The 23,133-nt window shown below is 68.0% G+C and carries 25 protein-coding genes; 14 read left to right on the plus strand and 11 right to left on the minus strand.

Features of this window, described 5'->3' with window-relative positions; all coding sequences use genetic code 11:
• Positions 1–82: 82 nt before the first annotated feature.
• Complete coding sequence (locus EV643_RS19905) at positions 83–2,791, plus strand: GTPase family protein (protein ID WP_238165682.1); 2,709 nt, start codon at positions 83–85, stop codon at positions 2,789–2,791.
• Positions 2,788–4,467, plus strand: coding sequence for a GTPase (locus EV643_RS19910; RefSeq protein ID WP_133801600.1), 1,680 nt, complete (start codon positions 2,788–2,790; stop codon positions 4,465–4,467). Before EV643_RS19905 ends, EV643_RS19910 begins: the two co-directional genes overlap by 4 nt.
• 75 nt (positions 4,468–4,542) lie before the next feature.
• On the opposite strand, the gene EV643_RS19915 is transcribed toward EV643_RS19910, so the two are convergent.
• The gene (locus EV643_RS19915) at positions 4,543–5,190 is read right to left on the minus strand and encodes an SRPBCC family protein (protein ID WP_133801601.1); all 648 of its coding nucleotides are present in this window, start codon (positions 5,188–5,190) and stop codon (positions 4,543–4,545) included.
• A 185-nt stretch (positions 5,191–5,375) separates the two neighbouring features.
• Between EV643_RS19915 and EV643_RS19920 the strand changes: the two genes are divergently transcribed.
• The 6 genes from EV643_RS19920 to EV643_RS19945 all read left to right on the plus strand — a co-directional run bounded on the left by EV643_RS19920 (position 5,376) and on the right by EV643_RS19945 (position 9,467).
• On the plus strand, positions 5,376–5,861 hold the full coding sequence (locus tag EV643_RS19920; RefSeq protein ID WP_133801602.1) for a single-stranded DNA-binding protein: 486 nt from the start codon (positions 5,376–5,378) through the stop codon (positions 5,859–5,861).
• 81 nt (positions 5,862–5,942) lie between these two features.
• The gene (locus EV643_RS19925; RefSeq protein WP_133801603.1) at positions 5,943–6,128 is read left to right on the plus strand and encodes a hypothetical protein; all 186 of its coding nucleotides are present in this window, start codon (positions 5,943–5,945) and stop codon (positions 6,126–6,128) included.
• Positions 6,129–6,199: 71 nt separating this feature from the next.
• On the plus strand, positions 6,200–7,882 hold the full coding sequence (gene ettA, locus EV643_RS19930; RefSeq protein WP_133801604.1) for an energy-dependent translational throttle protein EttA: 1,683 nt from the start codon (positions 6,200–6,202) through the stop codon (positions 7,880–7,882).
• Positions 7,883–8,032: 150 nt separating this feature from the next.
• Positions 8,033–8,371, plus strand: coding sequence for an ArsR/SmtB family transcription factor (locus EV643_RS19935; RefSeq protein ID WP_133801605.1), 339 nt, complete (start codon positions 8,033–8,035; stop codon positions 8,369–8,371).
• Positions 8,368–8,844: an SRPBCC domain-containing protein gene (locus EV643_RS19940; RefSeq protein ID WP_133801606.1), complete on the plus strand. Its 477-nt coding sequence runs from the start codon at positions 8,368–8,370 to the stop codon at positions 8,842–8,844. Before EV643_RS19935 ends, EV643_RS19940 begins: the two co-directional genes overlap by 4 nt.
• A complete protein-coding gene (locus tag EV643_RS19945; RefSeq protein ID WP_133801607.1) occupies positions 8,841–9,467 on the plus strand; it encodes a dihydrofolate reductase family protein in 627 nt (208 codons plus the stop codon). The genes EV643_RS19940 and EV643_RS19945 overlap by 4 nt, the downstream gene beginning before the upstream one ends.
• A 15-nt stretch (positions 9,468–9,482) precedes the next feature.
• Here EV643_RS19945 and EV643_RS19950 read toward each other — a convergent pair whose 3' ends face one another.
• Together EV643_RS19950 and EV643_RS19955 are read right to left on the minus strand one after the other, a co-directional pair.
• A complete protein-coding gene (locus EV643_RS19950) occupies positions 9,483–10,376 on the minus strand; it encodes an aminoglycoside phosphotransferase family protein (RefSeq protein ID WP_133801608.1) in 894 nt (297 codons plus the stop codon).
• Positions 10,377–10,429: 53 nt separating this feature from the next.
• Positions 10,430–10,888, minus strand: a complete 459-nt coding sequence (locus EV643_RS19955) for a MarR family winged helix-turn-helix transcriptional regulator (RefSeq protein ID WP_133801771.1) — start codon at positions 10,886–10,888, stop codon at positions 10,430–10,432.
• A gap of 146 nt (positions 10,889–11,034) precedes the next feature.
• On the opposite strand from EV643_RS19955, the gene EV643_RS19960 reads away from it, so the two are divergent.
• Positions 11,035–11,610: a YceI family protein gene (locus EV643_RS19960; RefSeq protein WP_133801609.1), complete on the plus strand. Its 576-nt coding sequence runs from the start codon at positions 11,035–11,037 to the stop codon at positions 11,608–11,610.
• A 59-nt stretch (positions 11,611–11,669) separates the two neighbouring features.
• On the opposite strand, the gene EV643_RS19965 is transcribed toward EV643_RS19960, so the two are convergent.
• Positions 11,670–12,269, minus strand: coding sequence for a TetR/AcrR family transcriptional regulator (locus EV643_RS19965; protein WP_133801610.1), 600 nt, complete (start codon positions 12,267–12,269; stop codon positions 11,670–11,672).
• A 94-nt stretch (positions 12,270–12,363) separates the two neighbouring features.
• On the opposite strand from EV643_RS19965, the gene EV643_RS19970 reads away from it, so the two are divergent.
• Genes EV643_RS19970 through EV643_RS19980 form a run of 3 tightly spaced genes read left to right on the plus strand, consistent with a single transcriptional unit; the run spans position 12,364 to position 15,500 of the window.
• Positions 12,364–13,509, plus strand: a complete 1,146-nt coding sequence (locus tag EV643_RS19970; protein ID WP_133801611.1) for an acyl-CoA dehydrogenase family protein — start codon at positions 12,364–12,366, stop codon at positions 13,507–13,509.
• Between the two features lie 15 nt (positions 13,510–13,524).
• Positions 13,525–14,745 (plus strand): acetyl-CoA C-acetyltransferase, encoded by a 1,221-nt coding sequence (locus tag EV643_RS19975; RefSeq protein WP_133801612.1) that lies wholly within the window; start codon positions 13,525–13,527, stop codon positions 14,743–14,745.
• Positions 14,745–15,500 carry an SDR family oxidoreductase gene (locus tag EV643_RS19980; RefSeq protein ID WP_133801613.1) on the plus strand — a complete coding sequence of 252 codons (756 nt, stop codon included), beginning with the start codon at positions 14,745–14,747 and terminating at the stop codon, positions 15,498–15,500. The genes EV643_RS19975 and EV643_RS19980 overlap by 1 nt, the downstream gene beginning before the upstream one ends.
• Before the next feature lie 3 nt (positions 15,501–15,503).
• On the opposite strand, the gene EV643_RS19985 is transcribed toward EV643_RS19980, so the two are convergent.
• A complete protein-coding gene (locus tag EV643_RS19985) occupies positions 15,504–16,226 on the minus strand; it encodes a hypothetical protein (protein WP_133801614.1) in 723 nt (240 codons plus the stop codon).
• Positions 16,227–16,448: 222 nt separating this feature from the next.
• Here EV643_RS19985 and EV643_RS19990 point away from each other — a divergent pair, with 222 nt between their 5' ends.
• On the plus strand, positions 16,449–17,147 hold the full coding sequence (locus EV643_RS19990; RefSeq protein WP_133801615.1) for a response regulator transcription factor: 699 nt from the start codon (positions 16,449–16,451) through the stop codon (positions 17,145–17,147).
• Between the two features lie 3 nt (positions 17,148–17,150).
• Here EV643_RS19990 and EV643_RS19995 read toward each other — a convergent pair whose 3' ends face one another.
• Positions 17,151–17,711 (minus strand): TIGR03086 family metal-binding protein, encoded by a 561-nt coding sequence (locus EV643_RS19995; RefSeq protein WP_133801616.1) that lies wholly within the window; start codon positions 17,709–17,711, stop codon positions 17,151–17,153.
• A gap of 94 nt (positions 17,712–17,805) precedes the next feature.
• On the opposite strand from EV643_RS19995, the gene EV643_RS20000 reads away from it, so the two are divergent.
• Positions 17,806–18,783 (plus strand): helix-turn-helix transcriptional regulator, encoded by a 978-nt coding sequence (locus EV643_RS20000; RefSeq protein WP_133801617.1) that lies wholly within the window; start codon positions 17,806–17,808, stop codon positions 18,781–18,783.
• A 185-nt stretch (positions 18,784–18,968) separates the two neighbouring features.
• Here EV643_RS20000 and EV643_RS20005 read toward each other — a convergent pair whose 3' ends face one another.
• From EV643_RS20005 to EV643_RS20025, 5 genes are all read right to left on the minus strand, one after another.
• A complete protein-coding gene (locus EV643_RS20005) occupies positions 18,969–19,505 on the minus strand; it encodes a hypothetical protein (RefSeq protein ID WP_133801618.1) in 537 nt (178 codons plus the stop codon).
• Positions 19,506–19,669: 164 nt separating this feature from the next.
• Positions 19,670–20,389 carry an ABC transporter permease gene (locus tag EV643_RS20010; protein ID WP_133801619.1) on the minus strand — a complete coding sequence of 240 codons (720 nt, stop codon included), beginning with the start codon at positions 20,387–20,389 and terminating at the stop codon, positions 19,670–19,672.
• The gene (locus EV643_RS20015) at positions 20,389–21,303 is read right to left on the minus strand and encodes an ABC transporter ATP-binding protein (protein WP_133801620.1); all 915 of its coding nucleotides are present in this window, start codon (positions 21,301–21,303) and stop codon (positions 20,389–20,391) included. The genes EV643_RS20010 and EV643_RS20015 overlap by 1 nt, the downstream gene beginning before the upstream one ends.
• On the minus strand, positions 21,300–22,193 hold the full coding sequence (locus EV643_RS20020; protein ID WP_133801621.1) for an ABC transporter permease subunit: 894 nt from the start codon (positions 22,191–22,193) through the stop codon (positions 21,300–21,302). Before EV643_RS20020 ends, EV643_RS20015 begins: the two co-directional genes overlap by 4 nt.
• Positions 22,186–23,085 carry an ABC transporter ATP-binding protein gene (locus tag EV643_RS20025; protein ID WP_133801622.1) on the minus strand — a complete coding sequence of 300 codons (900 nt, stop codon included), beginning with the start codon at positions 23,083–23,085 and terminating at the stop codon, positions 22,186–22,188. The genes EV643_RS20020 and EV643_RS20025 overlap by 8 nt, the downstream gene beginning before the upstream one ends.
• Positions 23,086–23,133 lie beyond the last annotated feature (48 nt).

Below are 23,133 nucleotides of genomic sequence, written 5' to 3' on the forward strand. Positions count from 1 at the left end.
GTCAGCAGCTGGTGAGGGTTCGGAGCGCTCCGATGAGCCGGAGGTTCCGAACCGGAGTCAGCCTGCCCAGGAGCTCGCGAAGGTGATCACCGATTCCGGTGCCAAAGGCAAAGGATTCTGGCGCCGCCGGCGCCGCAAGTCCGAAGAACCCAGTACTACGCCCGCCGACAGCGGGCGCACTCCTGCCGAGACCAAGATCCCCGAGAAGGCACCCGAGATCCCCGCCACGGAAGAGCCCGCTGCGGCGGAACCGGTAGCCGCCACGGAGGAAGCCGCCTCGAAGCCCGAAGACGCCGGGGAGCCCGAGGACGCCAAGCAGCCTGAGCAGGCTGAGAAGGCCGAGTCCGGCAAGGACGAGGAGCCTGACGACACCAAGTCGGACGAGCCGGCAAAGGCCGAGAAGCCGGCCAAGGCTGAGGAGCCCGTGAAGGCTGAGGAGCCGACGGTCGGGGTTGTCTATGAGCCTGACGAGTCGCCGGACGGGTTCCCGCTGGAATACGGCGAGATCATCGTCGGCCTGCCGAAGCAGCCGGAGAACGGCAAGCAGGAGTCCGACGAACCTGCGGAAGAAGCAGCGGAAGAAGCCGAGGAAGCACCCGCGGACCAGGAATCAGCCGAGGATGCTCCGGCCGAGGAGCAGCCGGCGACCACCGAAGCGGATGAGCCGGCGGACAAGCCTGCCGAGGAGCCCGCCGCCGAGGCTCCGGATGAGGCTCCTGCGGCTGAGGCCGACGAGACGCCTGCTGATGAGCCTGACGAATCCGCTGCCGAGGCTGACGAAGCCGGGGACGCGGCGGACGACGTACAGAAGGACCAGAAGGACGCCGAGAGCGGGTCCGAGGCGGCTGCGTCCGAGCAGGAGGCGGGCGAGGACGTAGTACCGGCGGAGGACGCAGTACCGGCGGAGGCTGAGGACACTGCGGCCGACCAGCAGGACGACGCGCCGGCCGGGGAGAGCGATGAGCCTTCTGAGGAGGGCGACGCGTCGGCTGAGGACGGCGGTGCGGCTTCCGACGAGGGTGGGGAAGAAGATGCGGAGCCTGAGCCTGAGTTGACTCCGGAGCAGGTGGCGGCGAAGGCGGCTGAGCAGCAGGCGGCGATGGTGTTGATCACCGCGCTGATGAAGCTGCGTGGCGCGTTGGCGAGCAGTTTGCTGCCGCTCGACGTGGTGGGTGCGGACGAGGCTCGGCAGCAGCAGAAGGCGATGCTGGACCAGCTCGACGACTACATCCTGCCGCGACTCGTGCAGCTCGAGGCTCCGGTGCTCGCGGTCGTCGGCGGTTCGACCGGGGCCGGCAAGTCGACGCTGGTGAACACCCTGATCGGCCAGGTCGTCAGCGAACCCGGTGTGCTCCGGCCGACCACCCGTTCGCCGGTGCTGATCCATCATCCCGCGGATGTCGAGTGGTTCACCGGCGATCGCGTCCTGCCTGGCATGGCTCGCTCCAGCGGCGACCGCCCGGGCGGGATGGAGGACCCGGGCCAGATCCGATTGGTTGCCGCCGACACCGTTCCGCGTGGGCTCGCGATCCTGGACGCCCCGGACATCGACTCCGTCGTCGAGTCGAACCGTGAGCTCGCCACCCAGTTGCTCGCGGCCGCTGACCTCTGGTTGTTCGTGACCACCGCCGCCCGGTATGCGGATGCCGTGCCGTGGGACTTCCTGCAGAGCGCGTCGGATCGCAGTACTGCGGTCGCCGTGGTGCTGGACCGCGCACCGTCCGACACGATCGACGACATCACCGGGCATCTCGCCCAGATGCTGCTGGAACGCGGTCTGGGCGACTCGCCGTTGTTCAGCGTCAAGGAGACGGTGGTCGACGAGCAGGGCATGCTGCCGGCCGAGACCGTTGCCTCGATCAAGGACTGGCTGATCGACCTGGCCGCCGACGCCGAGGCCCGCACGGCCGTCGTACGGCGGACTCTGCACGGCGCCGTGACCGCGATGACGAAGAAGGCGCCCGCGTTCGCCAAGGCGGTTCGCGATCAGGCGGACACGGCCGCGGAACTCCGGACGACCGCCGAGACGGCGTACGAGCGGGCCGTGAAGGACATCGCGATCGCGACCCAGGACGGCACCATGCTGCGGGGTGAGGTGCTCGCGCGCTGGCAGGAGTTCGTCGGTACGGGCGAACTGCTGAAGGGCTTGCAGACCAACGTCGGCCGAGTGCGGGACAAGGTCAAGGCGGCGGTCGTCGGGAAGCCGCCGCCGACCCGCGACCTCAATGACGCGGTGGAGTCCGGTCTGGAATCCCTGCTGCGTGAGCACGCCGAAGCGGCTGCCGAGCGGGCCGAGGAGTCGTGGCAGTCGACGGCCCCCGGACGCCAGCTACTGGCCGCCGGCGATCGCGACCTCGGCCGGATGTCGAAGGACTTCCCGGCCGCCGCGGGACGCGCAGTACGGGAGTGGCAGGGCTACGTTCTGGACCTGGTCCGCAAGGAGGGCGCGGACAAACGCTCGACTGCCCGGATCCTTGCCTACGGCGTCAACGGTCTCGGCCTGTCCCTGATGGTCGTCATCTTCGCCAGTACCGCGGGGGTGACCGGCGCTGAGGTGGGTGTCGGCGCCGGGACCGCGGTGGTCGGGCAGAAGCTGCTGGAGGCCGTTTTCGGCGACCAGGCGGTCCGTACGCTGGCCAAGAAGGCGCGGGAGAACCTTGACGATAGGGTTCATGCTTTGATGGATGCAGAATTCGCCCGCTATCTGGCTGTGCTTGACCAGCATCCGGTCGACGCGGAAGCACCCAGGCAACTGACGGAGGCCGCGCGCGCGGTGGAGGACTGCACGTGACGGGAATCGTGGATGCGGTCAAGGGCCTGGTGAGGGGCTCTTCCGATGTCCTGACCAAAATCGAGGCGCTGGCGGAGGCCGCCGAGGCCGGTAAAGGCCGGCTGGACCAGGTGGTCCTCAGTGAGGCCGAGCAGATCGTGGACCGGGCCGGCCAGCGGCTGCGGATGTCCGGCGACCTGACCGTCGTCGCGCTGGCCGGTGCGACCGGTTCGGGGAAGTCGTCGCTGTTCAACGCGCTGACCGGGCTCGACCTGGCCGCGATCGGGACGCGCCGGCCGACCAGCTCGATGCCGTTGGCCTGTGTCTGGGGCGAGGAACCCGCGGCCGAAGTACTGAACTGGCTGGGAATCCCGCGGCGACATCAGGTGCAGCACCGCAGCTCGCTGGAGGACGCGCACTCGGAGGACCTCGACGGTCTGGTGCTGCTCGATCTGCCGGACCACGACTCGACCGAGGTCGAGCACCGGCTGATCGTCGACCGGCTGGTCGAGCTGGTGGACATGCTGGTGTGGGTGGTGGACCCGCAGAAGTATGCGGATGCCGCGCTGCACAACCGCTACATCAAGCCGTACGCGTCGCACTCGTCGGTGATGGCGTTCGCGCTGAACCACATGGACAAACTGACCGAGGAGCAGCAGAAGAGCTGCGTCAACGACCTCGAGCGGCTGCTGAAGGCCGACGGGCTGAAGTCGCCGACGGTCGTCGCCACGTCGGCGGTGAGCGGCGACGGGCTGGACGATCTGCGTGACCTGCTGGTCAAGCGGGTCAGCAACAAGCGCGCCGCCCGCGAGCGCCTCGCTGCTGACGTCGATCGGGTGTCCGACCGGATGGCGAGTCAGTGCGGCAACGCGAAGACGCCGCAGATCGCGAAGTCCGACATCACCGAACTCGTGGACGCCTTGTCGGACGCGAGTGGCGTTCCTGTGGTCGTTGACGCCGTACGGCGGTCGTATCTGCAACGGGCTCGGGCGGCGACGGGCTGGCCGGTGACCAAGTGGCTCGGGCGGTTCCGGCCGGATCCGTTGCGGCGGCTGCACTTGGACCAGGTGCCGAAGCAGCAGGGCAAGGCGTTGCGGAAGTCCGCCTCCAACGAGGTGTCGATCGCGAGGTCGTCGTTGCCTGCGGCAACACCAGTGCAGCGGGCCCGGATGGACACGGCCGTGCGAACCATTACCAACAAGGCCGCGGAAGGTTTGTCGCGGCCGTGGGCCGACTCGGTCCGCTCGGCGATCCGCCGCCGCGAGGAGTCCCTCGGGGACGAACTGGACCAGGCCGTGGCGCGGACCGACCTCGGTGCGTCGAACAACCCGGGCTGGTGGGGCGCGACCCGTTTCCTTCAGTGGGTGCTGTTCCTGGTCGCGCTGGGCGGTGCGCTGTGGCTCGCGGCGATGGCCGTGTTCGCGTACCTGCAGCTGGAGGATCCGCCGTTGCCCCGGTGGAACGGGGTGCCGTGGGCAACGATCATGCTGATCGGTGGGGTGGTGCTCGGGGTCGCGGTGTCGTTCGGCTGCCGGTTGCTGGCCGCCAGCGGTGCGAATCGGCGGGCCCGGCTGGTGGCGAAGGCGCTGCGGACCGAGCTGGAGAAGGTTGCCGACAGCCACGTTGTCGCACCGGCCGGGGAAGAGCTGGACGCCTACAGCCGCTGCCGCGACCAGCTGGCGATCGCGCGCCGCTGACGTTCGTGGGTGTTTGCTAGTACGCCGGAACCACTCGCGCGAGTGGTTCCGGCGTACGGGTGATGTTGTTGCGTATCAGTCCAGGTTGTCGAGGTCGAGCGTGATGCCGGGGCAGTACTGCGCCATCGCGACCTCGGCGGCCGCGCGGATCGCCTCCTCGGTCGTGGTGCCGGATGCGCGGAGCACCTTGATCCAGGCCCGGATCGACTGCTCGTTGAAGGCGATCACCTCGGGGGAGTTGGCCATCTCGACCGGGTCGAAGTCCTCGCCGACCTCGCCCGCGATGTACATGGCCAGGCCGACCAGAGCGCCGTCCCAACCGGGCCCAACGTACAGGGCTCCTTCGGTGCCGAGCTCGGGTCCGCCGGGGAACGGTGGGCCCTCCATCGAGTGCTCCAGCTCGAATTCGCATGTGTCACCCGGGCCGGCCGCCAGCCGGACCTCGAGCAGGCTGGTCGGGCCGCCGAAGGTGACCTTGTAGCGCTTGGGTGGTTCGCACTCGAGGATCTCGCCGCTCGCGTTGCCCTCGATCTGGAAGGATCCGCCGACCTTGAGGTCCCCGTTCACCGGGGAGAACCAGCGCCGCAGCCGGTCCGGGTCGGTTAGCGCGTCCCAGACCTCCTCGACCTCCCCTTGGTAGGTCCGGCGCATCAGCACGCTGACCGCTTCACCGGTCTTGGCGACCTCACGCTGCACCGCGTTGATCTGTTCGAGGATGTCCATCGCTGTCCTGTTCTCTCCTGGTCGGGACGTCTTCTCTGCGACCTACAATGCCGGGTCTTGCTTATATAAGTCAAGACTGAGATACGGGTTGTCCACAGCTTCTCATTCAGCTGCCGGGGTGGGGTGCGGACAGGTGCATCTTCTCTGTGACAGCACGTTTGCGATCGAAGGGAAGTGTGTGCGGCATGAGCATCGGTGAGACCTACCTGACCATGACGGGCTGGGTCGGCAGCGAGGTGAAGTTCAAGGAGGTGAACACGGGCGTCGCCCTGGCCTCGTTCCGGCTCGGCTCGAGCCCACGCCAGTTCGACCGGAGCAAGGGCGCCTGGGTCGATCGGCCGACCACCTGGTTCACCGTGGAGTGCTGGCGAACCCTGGCCCAGAACGTCCACCGATCCCTCAACCGCGGCGACCCCGTCATCGTCAACGCCCGGCTCAAAACCACCGAATGGACCGAAGACGGCGAACCCCGCTCCCGACTCGTCCTGGACGCGATCTCCGTCGGCCACGACCTGTCCCGCGGCACCACCAGGTTCACCAAGAACCAGCCCATCCACGCCGCCTCCACCGGCGGCCTCGAAGACCACATGCGAGACCTCTCCACCGAAGCCGAGACCACCGCCGCGAACAGTCCCGACGAAACCCCCTACACCACCCCGGAGGCCGCATGATCTCCAACCTTCAGCTACGCCCGCCGGGCCTGCGGACATGGGATACTGGCTGGGCCTGCAGCCGAGGACGGAGGGGACGCCGTGACAGCTGACAATGCCGAGCACTCTGGCCGGCGGCGTGCGGTCGCCTCTCTCGATGAGCTCTTCCGGGGTTCGGTTCCAGTGGGTTCTGCGGAGGATCTCGCCAAGGACGGCGTCTTCGATGAGGGCGAGCTGGAGGAGTTCCTCGCCGACCTGGGCGCGCTGAGGCGCGCCGACCTGGCGTGAGCTCGGGTGCGGTGTCCATGGGAGCGGCTCCGGTTGGGATCGGAGGGGGCGCACCGCATAGGCTCTAGCGCATGGCGGAATTCATCTACACGCTTCGCAACGTCCGGAAGGCGCACGGCGACAAGGTCGTTCTCGACAACGTCACCCTGAACTTCCTGACCGGCGCGAAGATCGGCGTGGTCGGGCCGAACGGCACCGGCAAGTCCTCGCTGTTCAAGATCATGGCGGGGCTGGACCAGCCCTCGAACGGCGACGCCCGGCTGGCCGACGACTCCACAGTGGGGATCCTGCTGCAGGAGCCGCCGCTGACCGAGGGCAAGACCGTGCTGGAGAACGTCGAGGAGGGCGTCGGCGACACCAAGCGGAAGCTCGACCGGTTCAACGAGATCTCCGCCGAGCTGGCCGACCCGGACGCGGACTACGACGCGCTGCTGGCCGAGATGGGCGACCTGCAGACCGAGCTCGACCACCGCAACGCGTGGGACGTCGACGCCCAGCTCGACCAGGCCATGGACGCGCTGCGCTGCCCGCCGCCGGAAGCGATGGTGGACACCCTGTCCGGTGGTGAGCGTCGCCGGGTCGCGCTGTGCAAGCTGCTGCTCCAGCAGCCCGATCTGCTGCTGCTCGACGAGCCCACCAACCACCTGGACGCCGAGTCGGTGCTCTGGCTGGAGCAGCACCTGCAGAAGTACCCGGGTGCCGTCCTGGCGATCACCCACGACCGGTACTTCCTGGACAACGTGGCCGAGTGGATCCTGGAAATGGACCGCGGCAAGACCTACGGGTACGAGGGCAACTACTCGAAGTACCTGGAGACCAAGCAGGAGCGGCTGGTCGTCGAGGGTCGCAAGGACGCCAAGCGGCAGAAGATCCTGGAGCGCGAGCTCGAGTGGGTCCGGTCGAACGCGAAGGGCCGGCAGTCGAAGAGCAAGGCCCGGCTCGCGCGGTACGAGGAGCTGGCGGCCGAGGCGGAGCGGGCCAAGAAGCTCGACATCGACGAGATCAACATCCCGCCGGGCCCACGGCTGGGTAGCACGGTCCTCGAGGTCGACAAGCTGGTCAAGGGCTTCGGCGACCGCACGCTGATCGACGGCCTGAGCTTCTCGCTTCCTCGCGCCGGCATCGTCGGTGTGGTCGGGCCGAACGGCGTGGGCAAGTCGACGCTGTTCCGGATGATCATCGGCGAGGAGACCCCGGACAAGGGCTCATTGAGGCTCGGCGACACCGTGCGGATCTCGTACGTCGACCAGTCGCGCGGCGGCCTGGATCCGAAGAAGACGGTCTGGCAGCAGGTGTCCGACGAACTCGACTTCATCAAGGTCGCGAACTTCGAGATGCCGAGCCGGGCGTATGTGGCGTCGTTCGGGTTCAAGGGCCCGGACCAGCAGAAGCCGACCGGCGTACTGTCCGGTGGTGAGCGGAACCGGCTGAACCTGGCGCTGACCCTGAAGATGGGCGGCAACCTGCTGCTGCTCGACGAGCCGACCAACGACCTGGACGTCGAGACGCTGCAGTCGCTGGAGGACGCCCTGCTGGAGTTCCCCGGGTGTGCCGTGGTGATCTCCCACGACCGGTGGTTCCTGGACCGCGTCGCCACCCACATCCTGGCGTGGGAGGGCACCGACGAGGACGAGGCCAAGTGGTTCTGGTTCGAAGGCAACTTCGCCTCCTACGAAGCCAACAAGATCGAGCGCCTCGGCGCCGAGGCAGCCCGCCCGCACCGAGTAACCCACCGCAAACTCACCCGCGACTGACCGGTGCGCGACCGGCTACGCGCACCCTGAGGCCCAATCGGCCGGCGAACTGTGGACCCCACCTCCCACGACGGAGGTGGGGTCCACGCATTTCGCGAATTAATACTTAGCTCTTGCGCTAAGTATTAAGTCATCGCAATACTTAGCTCCATGGCACAGTATTCGCCGGAGGTCGACGGTGTGTTCGTGGCCCTCGCCGATCCGACCCGGCGCGGCGTCATCCGGCGGCTCGGCCGCGGCCCGACGAGTGTGGGTGAGCTCGCCGGTGAGTTCCCGATGACACTGCCGTCGTTCATGAAGCATGTCCGCACGCTGGAGAGCAACGGCCTGATCCGCACGGTCAAGGTCGGCCGCGTGCGCACCTGCGTGCTCAACCGCGACCGGCTCGCTCTCGTCGACGACTGGCTCGCCGAGCAGCGCCGGATCTGGGAAGACCGCACCGACCGGCTCGAACGTTTCGTCACCGATTCGCTGGAGGAACAGGCATGAACCCGGATCTCGACCTGAAAATGGAGCGGGTCATCCGCGCTCCGCGCGCCGTGGTCTGGAGGGCATGGACAGATCCGGCCCGCTTCGCGCGGTGGTGGGTGCCGGCTCCGGCCGTGTGCCGGGTCGAACGACTGGACGTCCGGCCCGGCGGCGCCATCGTGACGCAGCTGAGCGACGACGGCGTGCGGTTCGGCCCGCATCTCGACGCCACCTTCCTCGTGGTCGACCAGCTCGAACGGCTCGTGTACACGAACGCGATTGACAGCGCCTGGCGTCCCGCGAGTCCCGCACCGGTCGCGATGACCGCCGAGATCAGCCTGGCCGATCACCCGGATGGCACGGACTACCAGATCATCGTCCGGCACGGCGATCCGGCCGCCCGGGCTCTCCACGAGGAACTCGGCTTCGCCGACGGCTGGGGTTCGGTCACCAAGCAGCTCGCCGATGTGGCGGAGAGCGAGGTCACGCGATGAAGCTCGTACTGACCGAGTTCGTCTCCCTCGACGGGGTCAGCCAGGGGCCTGGTTCGCCGACTGAGGACACGAGCGACGACTTCACCCAGGGCGGCTGGCTCGTGCCCTACCTGGACGAACTCTTCGTACGGCGTACCTCCGAGTGGCTGCAGCTGGCCGACGGTCTGCTGTTCGGGCGGCGGACCTACGAGGCGTTCGCCCGAGACTGGCCACAGATCACCGACCCGGACGACCCGTACACCGAACGGATGAACTCACTGCCGAAGTACGTGGTGACCAACTCCATCACCGAGGGGACCTGGCACCCGACGACCGTGCTCCGCGGTGATCCGATCCGGACCGTCGGGGAGATCAAGACGCAACCAGGGCGGGAGCTGCAGATCCACGGGAGCGCACGACTCGGCAACGCTCTCCTGGCGGCCGGCCTCGTCGATGCGCTTCGGCTCGTCGTCGCGCCGGCCGTGATCGGTTCCGGGCGACGGCTGATCGATCACCCGAGCGGAACCGTCGGCCTCCGACTGGTCGACCACGAAGTGACGCCGCAAGGCCTGGTGCTGCTCCAGTACGAGGCTGCCGGCGCCGCCCCGGTGGCGGAGTACGAGGGCGTCACGGCCTTCGTCTAGCTGGCAGCCGGCCCGCTAGGCGTGCTCTCGGTGATCGGCGAGGACCTCGGCGATCACCTGGTGGTTCACCTCGACGTCGGTGTCGGAGGCCAGGGTGATGAGGGCTTTCCAGAGGGCCCAGCCTCGGGCTCGGGACCAGGTGGCGGGGTCCTGGGCGACGGCGGTGCGGAAGGTTTCGCGGCTGTCGCCCGAGAAGAAGGTCCAGGCGATCACCAGGTCGCAGGCGGGGTCGCCGACGCCTGAGGTGCCGAAGTCGATGACCGCGGCCAGGCGACCGTCGCGGACGAGCAGGTTGCCGCTGGCGATGTCGCCGTGGAACCAGCGCGGCGTTCCGTCCCAGGTCGCGGTCAGCGCGGCATCCCAGACGGCGCGAGCCTTCTCGACCTCGATGACGCCTTCCAAAGCCGCGAGGGCCTGAACGGTTTGGTCGTGGTAGTACGCCGGTGCCGTGCCGCGATGGAAGCTGTGGGCCCCCGCCGCCGGCCCTCCGGTGGTGTCGATGCGTTGCAGGGCGAGGATGAACCCGGCGATCGACGCGGCCAGTTCGCAGAGGTCGTCGACGCGATCGTGGGCGGCCGTCTCGCCGTCCAGCCAGCGTCGGATCGCCCATTCATGCGGGTAGCCCTCACCCGGCTCTCCCTTGGCCACCGCCTCAGGGATCGCGACGGGCAATGACGGAGCCAGGATCGGCAGCCACTGGTGTTCCTTACCAACCGCGGCTGCGTAGCTCTCGTGCGTCGGCAGCCGCACGGTCAGGTCTTCGCCCAGCCGGTACGTGCGGTTGTCCCAGCCGTCGACCTTGACCGGCGTCACCGGCAGGCCCTTCCACTGCGGGAACTGGGCAGCGATCAGCCGCTTCACCAGCTCCGCGTCGATCCCGGCCCGACCATCCACATGCGAGTTCACCACGGCCCGGGATTCTGCCGGGCGCCCAGAGCCCTCCGCAAAGCGTTTTCAGACCCTTAGCGCTGGCCGATGTGTTCGGAGACGGTGTCGAAGACGCGGCCGACGGCGGCGAAGTCCTCGGCCGAGACCAGATCGACCAGGTTCTCCCGGACGCCCTCGACGTGGTACGGCGCGGCGGTCTCGAGCAGGCCGAAACCGGCGTCGGTCAGCTCCGCCCAGACGCCACGCTTGTCGCTCGTGCAGGAGGTCCGCCGGACCAGGTCCGCGGCCTCCAGCCGGCCGACCGTGTGGGTCAGGCGGGAGCGGCTCTGGTGCAGCCGGTCGGCCAGCTCGGCCATCCGGAGCCGGCGGTCGGGCGCCTCGGAGAGGCGGACCAGGATCTCGTAGTCGTTGATGCCGAGTCCGAACTGACGCAGGTCGTCGTCGAGCTTCGCCATCAGGCGCGCCGTGCCCAGCAGGTACGCGCGCCACGCCACCTGCTGCTCGGAGTTCAGCCACCTGGTCCCAGTCGTCATCGTCACGCAGATTAGTGTACCGGGAATGTAGTTGACATTTAAATCGTTCATGCCTAGTGTCGTAGCCAGACAGATTGAGCGTTGAACTTTCTGACCCGGCTGCGTCGCCCCCGACCAGATGCACTGAATGCCCCCGAGAGGAACCCATGAGCGAGACCAAGACCACCGGTACCACCCCGACCAGCACCATCCCCGGCCTGGTCGCCGGTACCTACGCGATCGACACGAACCACAGTGAGATCGGCTTCACCGTCCGGCACCTGATGACCAAGGTCCGCGGCACCTTCAAGGAGTACGCCGGCGAGATCGTCGTCAAGGACACCCTGGAGGAGTCCACCGCGAACGTCACCGTCGAGCTGTCCTCGGTCGACACCCGCAGCGAGCAGCGGGACGGCCACCTGCGCTCCGGCGACTTCTTCGACGTGGAGAAGAGCCCGAAGATGTCGTTCGCGAGCACCGCACTGCGCGCCGAGGGTGACGCCTACGTGCTGGCCGGCGACCTGACCATCAAGGACGTCACCAAGGCGATCGAGCTCGCCGTCGACTTCCTGGGTGTGGACCAGAACGCCTACGGCCAGACCATCATCGGCTTCGAGGCGACCGCTTCGATCAGCCGCAAGGACTGGGGCATCGACTTCAACGTGCCGCTCGAGGGTGGCAAGCTGCTCGTCGGTGACAAGGTGGACATCCACCTCGACGTCCAGGCTGCTCTGCAGGCCTGATCCAGCCAGTTTTAGAAAGTCACCCAGTCAGAAAGCCCCGGGCGTGTCCCGGGGCTTTCTCATGTCTGGACCATCCGCTGTGCCAGCTCGGCGTACAGCTTCCCCAAGGCGGCCGGGTCGCCGCGATGGGGTGTGTACCAGCGGGCCACATCGATCGACAGGGACAGTACGGCGAGGGTCGTGCCGGGCAGATCGTCCACGGCAAGGGACCCGTCGGCGACGCCGTCGGACAGCACCTGCTCGATCTGGGCCGAGATCGCCCGCCGGATCGTCGCGACCTCGGCCAGATGTTCCGGGGTCAATGCGGCCAGCTCGTACTGGACCACTCGCGCGATCGTGTGGTGCTCGGCGTGCCAGGCGGTGAACGCCTCGACCATCGAGCGGAGCCGTTCCGCCGGGGAATCACCTGAATCGGCATCCCGCAGTACGTCGAGGGCCGCCTGGTGGCCGTACCGGCTGATCTCGAAGAGCAGCCGTTCCTTCGAGGGATAGTGGACGTAGAGCGCGGCGGGGGACATGCCGGCCCGGGAGGCGATGTCCCGGGTCGTGGTGGCCTGGAAGCCGCGTTCGGCGAACGCGTCGATGGCGCCGGTGAGCAGCCGGCGGGCGGCGGCGGGCTGGACATGCTCCCAGACCAGGGGGCTGGTGATCGCGGACACGTTGACACCATGCACCGGATTGGCGAAGCTAAGCAAGCGCTTAGCGAAGCGTTAAAATTGATGCCGTGTGATTCGTCTCATCCAGGGAGGCCCCATGCAGCGGATCATCTTCGGCGAGGACCACGACGCCTTCCGGGCCAGTGCCAAGGAGTACTGCGATCGCTCGCTGGTGCCCCGGATGGAACAGTTCCTCGAGGAGAAGACGATCGACCGGGCGGCCTGGCTCGAAGCCGGCAAGCAAGGGTTCCTCGGCCTGGACGTGCCGGAGGAGTACGGCGGGTCGAGTGTCGGCGACTACCGGTTCAACGCGGTGTTCGCCGAAGAGGTGTCGAAGGTGTCCGCGTCGTTGTCGAGCTGTTTCGGCATCCACTTCGACTGCGCCGCGCCGTACCTGGTGGACCTGGGCACCGAGGAGCAGAAGCAGCGCTGGTTGCCGCGGTTCTGCTCTGGTGAGCTGATCGCCGCGATCGGGATGACCGAGCCGTCGGGTGGCTCCGACCTGGCCGCGCTGAAGACCACCGCGAAGAAGACCGACGGCGGCTGGGTGCTGAACGGGTCGAAGACCTTCATCACCAACGGCGACATGGCCGACCTGGTGATCACCGCGGCCCGGACCGACCCGGCCAAGGGCGCGAAGGGCATCACACTGTTCGCCGTCGAGGCCGGGATGGACGGGTTCGCCCGCGGCCGGAAGCTGGACAAGGTCGGGCAGACCGAGTCGGGGACGTCGGAGCTGTTCTTCGAGGACGTGTTCGTACCGGACGAGAACGTGCTCGGCGAGGTCGACCGGGGCTTCATCCACATGATGGAGCGGCTGGCCCAGGAGCGGGTCGGCGCGGCGGTGTCGAACATCGCGCATGCGGTCCAGATCCTCGACGAGACGATCGAGTACGTGAAGAGCCGGAAGGCGTTCGGCCAGTCCGTCGGCTCGTTCCAGTACAACAAGTTCCTGCTCGCCGAACTGGTCACCAAGGCCGAGGTCACCCAGGCGTACGTCGACAATGCGATCGTCGCGCACGACGAGGACCGGCTGTCCGCGGTGGACGCGGCGAAGGCCAAGTGGTGGAGTGCGCACGTGCAGAACGAGATCCTGGACGCGTGTGTCCAGTTGCACGGTGGCTACGGCTACATGAACGAGTACCGGGTGGCCCGCGCCTGGCGGGATGCCCGGGTGACCAAGATCTGGGCCGGCTCGAACGAGATCATGAAGGAACTCATCGGCCGCGACCTCGGCCTCTAGGAAGGACCAGCAGTCATGCCTGAAGCAGTCATCGTGTCCACGGCGCGGTCGCCGATCGGCCGGGCCCACAAGGGGTCGCTGAAGGACATCCGTCCGGACGACCTCGCCGTTCAGATGATCAAGGCCGCGGTGGACAAGGTGGGGCTGACCGGCGACCAGATCGAGGACCTGATGCTCGGGTGCGCCGAGCCGCACGACGAGCACGGCGGCAACATGGCCCGCCGGATCGCGATCCAGCTGGGCTGGGACAACACGCCGGCGACCACGGTCAACCGGTTCTGCGCGTCGTCCACCCAGACCGCCCGGATGGCGTACCACGCGATCAAGTCCGGTGAGGGCGACATCTTCGTCAGCGCCGGCGTCGAGTGCGTCTCCCGGTACAAGAACTTCGGCTCGGCCGGGGTCGGTGACCCGAGTTCTTTCAACCAGGTCTTCGCCGACGCGGTCCAGCGCACCGAGAAGTACGCCGAGACCAACGACACCTGGCACGACCCGCGCGAGGACGGGCTGATCCCGGACGTCTACATCTCGATGGGTCAGACCGCGGAGAACGTGGCGACGCTGAAGGGGATCAGCCGGGCCGACCAGGACGCGTTCGGCGTACGGTCGCAGAACTTCGCCGAGCAGGCGATCGGCAACGGGTTCTTCGAGCGCGACATCACGCCGGTGACGCTGCCGGACGGCACGGTGGTCAGCAACGACGACGGCCCGCGGGCGGGGACCACCCTGGAGAAGGTCAGCCAACTGCAGCCCGTCTTCCGTCCCGACGGCACCGTCACGGCCGGCAACTGCTGCCCGCTGAACGACGGCGCCGCGGCCGTGGTGATCATGAGCGACACCAAGGCGCGCGAACTCGGCCTGACCCCGCTGGCCCGGATCGTCTCCACCGGTGTGAGCGGGCTGTCGCCGGAGATCATGGGCCTCGGTCCGGTCGAGGCGACCAAGCAGGCGCTGGCCCGGGCCGGGATGAGCATCGGCGACCTCGACCTGGTCGAGATCAACGAGGCGTTCGCGGTCCAGGTGATCGGGTCGGCCCGCGAGCTCGGGATCGACGAGGACCGGCTGAACGTGCACGGCGGCGCGATCGCGCTCGGCCACCCGTTCGGCTCCACCGGCGCCCGGATCATGACGACCCTGGTGAACGGGCTGCAGTTCGAGGACAAGCAGTTCGGTCTGGAGACGATGTGCGTCGGCGGCGGCCAGGGCATGGCCGTCATCCTGGAGCGCCTCAGCTGATGAGCTTGAAGCAGCGGACGGCGATCGTCACCGGTGCGTCCCGGGGTATCGGCCTGGCGGTCGCCCAGCGGCTGGTGGCCGACGGCGCCCGCGTGGTGATCACCGGGCGTACCCAGGAGACGTTGGACCAGGCCGTGGAAACCCTTGGCGGCCAGGAGAACGCACTGGCCGTCGCGGGGAAGGCGGCCGACCCCGAGCACCGGGCGAAGGTGATCGAGACCGCGGTCACGGCGTACGGGTCGGTCGATCTGCTGGTCAACAACACCGGGATCAACCCGATCTACGGCTCGTTGCTGGACGTCGACAGCGCGGTGGCGGCCAAGATGGTCGACACCAACGTGCTCGCCGCGATCGCCTGGGTGAAGGCCTGCCGCGATGCGTGGATGGGCGAGCACGGTGGTGCCGTCGTCAACCTGTCGTCCGTGGCCGGCCTGGCCCCGTCGCCCGGGATCGGCTGGTACGGCGCTACGAAGGCGATGCTGTCCCGGGTGACGATGGAACTCGCGATCGAACTGGCCCCGGCGATCCGGATCAACGCCGTCGCTCCCGCGGTGGTGAAGACCAAGTTCGCCGGGGCACTGTACGAGGGTCGCGAGGACGAGGTCGCCGCGACCTATCCGCTGCAGCGCCTCGGCCGGCCGGAGGACGTCGCCTCGCTGGTCTGGTTCCTGCTCTCCGACGAGTCGTCCTGGATCACCGGGCAGACCATAACCATCGACGGCGGCCTGACCCTCAAGGGCGGCATCGTCCAGTAGCGGTCAGAGGCCGGCGCACTGGCCCGTCTTCGAACCGCCGCCGTCGGTTCCGGCGACGTTGCCGCTGCCCGTCGGTGCCGGGCTGTTGTCCGTGCAGTCGATGTTGTCGCCGGCCCGGTTGTTCGAGATGACCGTGCCGCCGAGGTTCTTGCTCACGTTCAGGTTGTCGACGATCGTGTTGCCTCGTACCCAGGTGCCGTTGGAGTTCTCCTGGACGAGCAGCGCGTCGCCTGCCCGGTTGTTGTCCACGACCGCTCCACCACGGTTCTTGGCCACGAAACCGGGCGACTCGGTGAACGTCGATCCGGTCAGGGTGGCCCGGCCGGAGTTCTCGACGAGTTCCACCCCGCCGAACGGTGTGGAGCCGGTGAACGTCGCGGTGATGCCCTTGCTGAACTGGACGTGGCCGACGACGTACGAGCCCGAGGTGATGGACGCGAGCCGTGCCTGAGTGGCCAGGGCGTCGCCTTCCACCCTGATCCGGGTGGCCCGCAGGGTCGAGTTGATCTTGACCTCGAGGCTGCCGAGGATGTGGGTTCCGGTCAACGTACAGGTCGCGCCGTCGGGCACGACGAGCTTGCCGGGGATGGTGGTGGCGCCGATGCTGCCCGTGCAGTTGGTGTCCGGCGCGAACAGCTCCGGTTCGGCCGGTTCGGCGGCGACCGCCGGCGTGGCCGCGAGCACTGTCAGCGTCAGGGTTCCGAGTACAGCCATGATCCGCTTCACTTCACACTCTCCTCAGATTTCTTGCGGGTGGGGGCCCGTCGATCGAGGACGTTCGTGTGGCCGGGTGAACGCGTCATGAGACGAGGGTGAGAAGCCGTCCTCGGCCGCTGACGAGATGAGAAAGGTCCTCATCTGGGTGAGAGGATCTTCATATTTCGCCGCCAGGCCGGGCGACTGCTCCTAGGCTCTGACCGCCGTGAGCGGCGGATGAGGTGGGGAACGATGAGCCGGGTGCTGATCGCCGAGGACGAGGACCGGATCGCGTCGTTCGTCGCCAAAGGACTGCGTGCGAGCGGGTTCACCCCCACCGTCGTGTCCGATGGTGCGAAGGCGCTGACATACGCGCTCGGTGACGAGTTCGATCTACTGGTGCTGGATCTCGGCCTGCCGTTGCTGGACGGACTCCAGGTGCTCGCCGACCTGCGGGCCGCCGGCACCGCGATACCGATCGTGATCCTGACCGCGCGCAGCTCGGTGGCGGACACGGTCGCCGGATTCGACTGCGGGGCCGACGACTACATCAGCAAACCGTTCCGGTTCGAGGACCTGCTGACCCGGATCCGGCTGCGGTTGCGCGGCGACCGGTCGGCGGAGGTCATGGTGCTGCGCTACCAGGACCTGGTGCTGGACCTGAGGACCCGGCGCGCGGCGGTCGGTCCGCGGGTGGTCGAGCTCACTGCCCGGGAGTCCGTGCTGGTCGAGGCGTTCCTGCGCAGTCGCGGCAAGGTGCTGTCCCGCGAGCAACTGCTGACCCAGGTCTGGGGCGCCGACTTCGACTCCGGCTCGAATCTCGTCGACGTTTACGTCGGATACCTGCGGCGCAAACTCGGGCCGGAGCGGATCGAGACCGTCCGGGGGCTTGGCTACCGGCTGTGGCACCAGCCGTTGCCTGAGACAACGACTGGTGCCGGGGCCCGGTAGTGCTTACGGCTGCCTGCCCATCCAGGCGGCCAGCTGGTCGTACGCCGGTGCGCCGTCGCTCACGTCGACCGGCGGGGCGAAGGGGATGGGTCCGCCACGGGGTTCCGCGGGGACGAACTGCTTCACCATCGGCAGAACTGTGGTGGCCAGCTCGTGGTTGAGCAGATCGGTCCGGCTGATGGCGGTGGCGAGGTCCCAACCGTGGGTGGTGAGCTCGCCGGTGTAGGCGCCGATCGCGGCCGCGCCCGGAAGCGTTGCCCACGGCAACTTGCAGATCCGGGTGAGGACCGCGTCGTCGGCGAGGGTGGTGTCGACGGCCGCGCGGTACGTCTTCCAGTCCGCTGACCAGTCCTCGGTCTCGGTGAGGACCGGGATGTCGAGGGCGTTTCCGCCGTTCAGGGCGAGGTCGATCCGGCGTACGACGCTGAGCAGGTGGCTGACCAGGTCCCGGACGGCGTACTCGTCGCAGGGCGTCGGCAGGGACAGGTGCTCCGGGCGGACGGCGTCGATGAGCGAGCCGGCCTGGTCCAGCGCGAGCCCGATTGCGGGGCGTGGATCGGTCATGGGGTGGAACTCCTTAGTGGTTCGGTTGTGGAGTCCAGCCTCGTTGGTCATATGCGACAACGAGTGTCGTATATCTCTGACATCATTTGGATCTATGAGAGCCGACCGGTTGTTGCGGATCATCCTGCTGCTGCAACGGCATCCCCGGTTGAGTGCGCGCGAGCTCGCCGAGCGTCTGGAGGTGTCCACGCGCACGGTGATGCGGGACATGGAGGCGTTGTCGGCGGCCGGCGTACCGGTCTACACCGAGCGCGGGCGTAACGGGGGATGTGTTCTGTTGCCTGGGTATCGGGCCGATGTGAGCGGGCTGACTCCGCGGGAGGCGCAGGCGTTGTTCGCGTGGACCGGTCCTGCGTTGTCGGAGGAGTTGGGGCTGCGGGACGCGTTGCAGTCGGCGATGGGGAAGTTGTCGGCGACGTTGCCCGTGCGGTTGCAGGACGAGGCGGAGGCGTTGTCGGGTTCGATCGTGGTGGACCGGCGTCGGTGGTTCGCCGAGGCGGAGGACAACGGTGCCCTTCCCGTACTACGCCAGGCCGTGGTCAACCGTCGTCGGGTGCGCCTGCGGTACGCGTCGGCCACCGACGGCAAGCCGGTACGCCGTACGGTCGACCCCTGGGGACTCGTGGAGCAAGCCGGCCGGTGGTATCTGGTCGGCACCCATCGCGGCAGCCCGAGGATGTTCCGGGTGTCGCGGGTCGCGTCGGTCGACGTACTGGACGAGGTCGCCGATCGCCCGGCCGGCCTGGATCTTCGGGCGGAGTGGGGGCGGTTGCGGTCCGGGTTGGAGGAGTTGAACCGGCCGGTCGGGGTGGATGTGGTGGTGCGGGCGCGGCCGTCGGAGGCGGGCGTGTTCCGGCGGATCGCGGCGCCGATGCTGGTGAGTGGGGGACCGGTCCGCGAGGTGCCGGCGGAGGGGGACGACTGGACGCGTTTGGCGATGCGGTTCCGGGTGCGGCAGGCGGCTTGTGCGGTGTTGCTCGGGTTCGGGAGCGATGTCGAGGTGCTCGAGCCGCCGGATCTCCGCGCGGAACTGCTCCGTCGCGCCCGCGAGGCGGTGGAGGTCTACGGCTGACCTCGGACAGGTACTGGGGACCGCGGTCATGAAGCGGGGCGGCGGTCAAGCGGGAATCGCGGCGAGAACTGGGGACCTCGGTCAAGAAGTGGGGACCTCGGACACGTTATTTTCCTGTTCACGGTCCCGGTTTCTTGTTCACGGGTCCCGGCTTCTTGGTCGCGGTCCCGGTTTGGGGCGGGTGGTCAGCGGGTCGGGGTGGGTTGGCGGTGGGCGGTGAAGCGTTGGCGGATGGTGATGGTGCCGTCTTCGGATTCGTCTTCGTTGCGCCAGTGGAAGCCGGTGTCGCTGATGTCGGTGAAGATCCAGCGGGTCTTGTGGGCTTGGGGTTCGCGGGCTTCGAGGACGATCGAGTTGTCGCCCGGGTGACCGATGAAGGTCATCACGAATGCGTTGCGGGGCCCCATCCAGGTGGAGCGGAAGGCGTTCAGTGGGGGGTCCCAGATGCGGATCGTGAGTCCCCATTCGCCGTCGCCGTCGATCGCGCGGGTTGCGCGGCTCGGGGTGATCCAGATGTCGGCTACCGCGCGGCCGTCGAGGACCCAGGCGAAGTGCCATTCGCCTTTCAGCTCGCGGACTACCTTGCCGTCGTCGCCGTAGAACACGACGTCGAGGTCCCAGCTGCCGATCAGCGGCGCGAACACCTGGAACGGCGCCACGAACTCGGGTCGCGGCCCGTCGGAAACCATCAACTCGGCCAGCACCTGCGCAGGATCGCTCATGCATGACAGTTTACACCCGGACTGACAGCATGCTGTCAAGAAGGAAAGGGGAGGCGAGGCGGGGAAGCAGAGGGCGCGGAGGCGTGGGGTGGGCGGGGGAGGCGGAGTGCGCGGGCGAGGCGGCGGGGTGTGGGGTGGGGCGGCGGGTGGAGGGCGGGTCGGGCTTAGTCGGCGGTGGAGAGGATCAGGGTGCGGAGGCGGGTTATGGCGAGGCATAGGGCGGCGGTGGTTACTGCGGTCAGGAGGATCAGGCTGATGGGGAGTTTGACGTCTGAGGTGACCGAGGGGAGGTCGGTGAGGCGCTGGATGATCGCGAGTGACCACTGCTGGACCGAGAGCACCTTCACGCCGTCGACGTACTGGCCCAGGACGCTTTCCCACAGCAGCGAGTACAGCAAGCCGATCGTGACCGCGCTGCTCGACATCACCGACAGGGCGACGAAGATCGCGGTGTAGGCGATCCCCGCGGCGAGCGCGCCCACTCCGAACGCTGCCGCGGTCTGCGCGTCGCCGGGGTCGAGGATCAGACCGGACACCACGATCGGTACCACGCCGAGCACCAGGATCACCCCGACAGCGACCGCCGCCTTGGTCAGGATGATCGTGGACCGCTTGATCGGCTTGCTCAGCAGATAAACGATCGAGCCGTCGTCGATCTCGGTCGCGATCGCGCCGGTCCCGGCGATCAGCGCGACCAGCGGCAGGATCACCGCGAGCCCGAGTTGCTGCAGCATCGCCGGCGCCAGTCCCGACTTGTCGTCGACGGTGAACGCGAGCAGCACGCAGAGCCCGACGAACACCCCGGGCAGGATGTACAGCAGCAACCCGCGCCGGTGCCCGAACAACGTGGCCAGCGTCAATCGCACGATCGTCCGGACGATCATCAGCGCCTCCCGACCAGGTAGGAGAACACGCTCTCCAGCGACTCGTCGGTCGGCGAGACCTCGAGCAGCCGGATGCCGAGGTCGCGGGCGAGCCCGGGGACGAGTTTGCTGAACCGTTCGAAGTCGACCACTTGCACCTGCAGGGCGGAGGCGTCCAGGTCGGCGCCCGTCGTACAGGGGTCGCCGATCAGGGCGGAGGCGAGGCGGCGGTCGTCGCTGGAGCGCAACCGGTAGAGCATCGGGCGGTCCGTCATCAGCGTGCGGATCGCGCGGTAGTCACCCGAGGCGGCGTGCCGGCCGGAGACGACCACCTCGATGTGGGTGGCGACCTGCTGCACCTCTTCGAGGATGTGCGAGCTGAACAACACGGTCCGGCCGTCCGCGCCCATCTTGCGGAGCAGGTCCATCAAGTGCAGGCGCTGCCGTGGGTCCATCCCGTTGAACGGCTCGTCGAGCAGCAGCACGGACGGCTCGTGCACCAGCGCCGCGGCCATCTTGATCCGCTGCTTCATACCCTTCGAGTACGTAGAGATCCGGCGTCCCGCCGCTTCCTCCATCGCGACCACCGCGATCGCCAAGGCGGCTGCCGGACCAGGTGAAGCCAACCCATGCAGTTCGGCGTTCGCCCGGACGAAATCCGTGCCGGTCAACGTGTCGTAGACCGCCTCGGTCTCCGGGACCAGACCGATCTGCGAGTAGGCGCTCTCGTTCTTCCAGACCGGCACGTCGTCGAGCGTCACGGTGCCGGTCGACGGTGGCAGGAAGCCGGCCATCATCGAGATCAGGGTGGATTTGCCGGCGCCGTTCGGGCCGAGCAGGCCGGTCACGCCCGGGCCGATTCGCATCGTGACGTCGTTGACCGCGACCACGTTGCCGTACCAGCGGGACACCCTGGAGATCCGGATCGTGCTCATCCGCGGGCCACCTTGGCGTAGCGGGCGTTGACGCCCCATACGCAGAGACCGACGACCAGCAGGTAGACCCCGACGAACACCAGTCCCTGTTCGGTCGTGGGCATCCAGTCGTTCTCCCGATGATCCCGCAACAGGAACGTGCCGACCGTCCGGGCGAGGCTGAACGGCGAACCCAGGCTCGCGTACCGCGCCGCCGTGCTCGACATGTCGCCTTCGGGGTCGAGGATCGCCGTGGTGGTGATGACCGCGGTGAACGACACGATCAGTACGGCGATGATCGCGGCAACCGCAAACCCCCGGCGAGGTGTTGCCGCGGCGATCAGGCCGCCGATCGCGGCCAGCAGGATCGACACCAGCAACGCGACCACCAGACCTGCGGCGAACTGCTTGCTCATGTCAACGAAGTCGTACTTCGCCAGCAGCGCCCCGACGTACAGGATGAACAGCGGTACGCCGATCAGCACCATCAACGCGAGCACGAGCGCGGTCAGCTTCGCCAGCGCGTAGTCGGTCCGGCGCGGCGGCCGGGCCAGGTACAGCACGATTGAGCGGTACCGCAGGTCGCGGGAGAACAGTTGCGGGGCCTGCGACGCGAGGTAGAGCGCGATCACCGGTTGCAGCAGGAAGATGTAGTCGACCGGCAACAGTTGCGGTTCGTCGAACTGCATCAGGTTCTCGATCCCGACGATGATCACGACCGGGACCACCATCACCGCGAACAGCAGCACCGGCATCACCTTCGCCTTGCCGGTCCGGCCGATCCCGTACGCGTGCCGCAGGCTCGACACCATCAACGCCTGCGTGATCGCCATCCGGCCGAGTCGCGGCCCGGTGTAATGCCGATAGCCGATGTCGTGGATGACACCCCCACGCGGCAGCTGATCAGACATTGAAGACCTCCTCCAGCCGGTGCCGGTGCTGTTCCACCCGGACCAGCCCGAGGCCGAGCTCGGCGATCGTGTCCCGGACCAGGTCGTACGTCTCGTCGCCGGCGATCTCCACCAGCACCAGCGGACCGTCCGGCCGTGCCCGCGCACCCGCCCGCGCCAGCGCGGCAACGAGCCGATCACGCCCACTCAGATCCCGTACTTCGACTGCGAGCACGCCGGTCTCGCCGGTCAGCGCGGCCTTCGACTCGGACCGGAGCAGCCGGCCGCCATCGAGTACGACGATGTGGTCGCAGACGCTCTCCAGTTCGCCGAGCAGGTGCGACGTGATCAGCACCGGGATGCCGAACTCGGTCCCGATCCGGCGGACCACGGCGAGCATCTCGTCGCGCCCGGCGGGGTCGAGTCCGTTGGTGGGTTCGTCGAGCAGTACGAGTTGCGGATCGTGGGCCAGCGCCTGGGCGAGCTTGACCCGCTGCTTCATACCGGTCGAGTAACCGCCCATCGGGCGATACCGAGCCTCATCGAGCCCGACGTGCCGGAGTACGTCGGCTGCTCGTTCCCGGGCCGCGTCGGCGGGTAGACCGGACATCTGGCCGAGGTGAACGACGAACTCGGTCGCGGAGACGTCGGGTGGCAGGCAGTCGTGTTCGGGCATGTAGCCGACCAATGCGCGGACCGCCTCGCCGCCGGTGACCACGTCGTGTCCAAGCACGATGGCACTGCCGGCGGTCGGGGCGATCAGTCCGAGCAGGATCTTCAGCAGGGTCGACTTGCCGGCGCCGTTGGCTCCGACCAGCCCGGTCACGCCGGACCCCACCTCGACAGTCAGCTCGTCGAGTGCCGTCACGCGCGGGTAGCGCTTGGTCAACGCAGTGGTCGCGATCACGGGCACGCGGTTACCCTACGGCTCCGGTCGGGGTTCGCAGAATCGGTTGCCACG

Origin of the sequence: Kribbella caucasensis (assembly GCF_004361855.1) — a bacterium.
In the GTDB taxonomy this organism is placed as follows: domain Bacteria; phylum Actinomycetota; class Actinomycetes; order Propionibacteriales; family Kribbellaceae; genus Kribbella; species Kribbella caucasensis.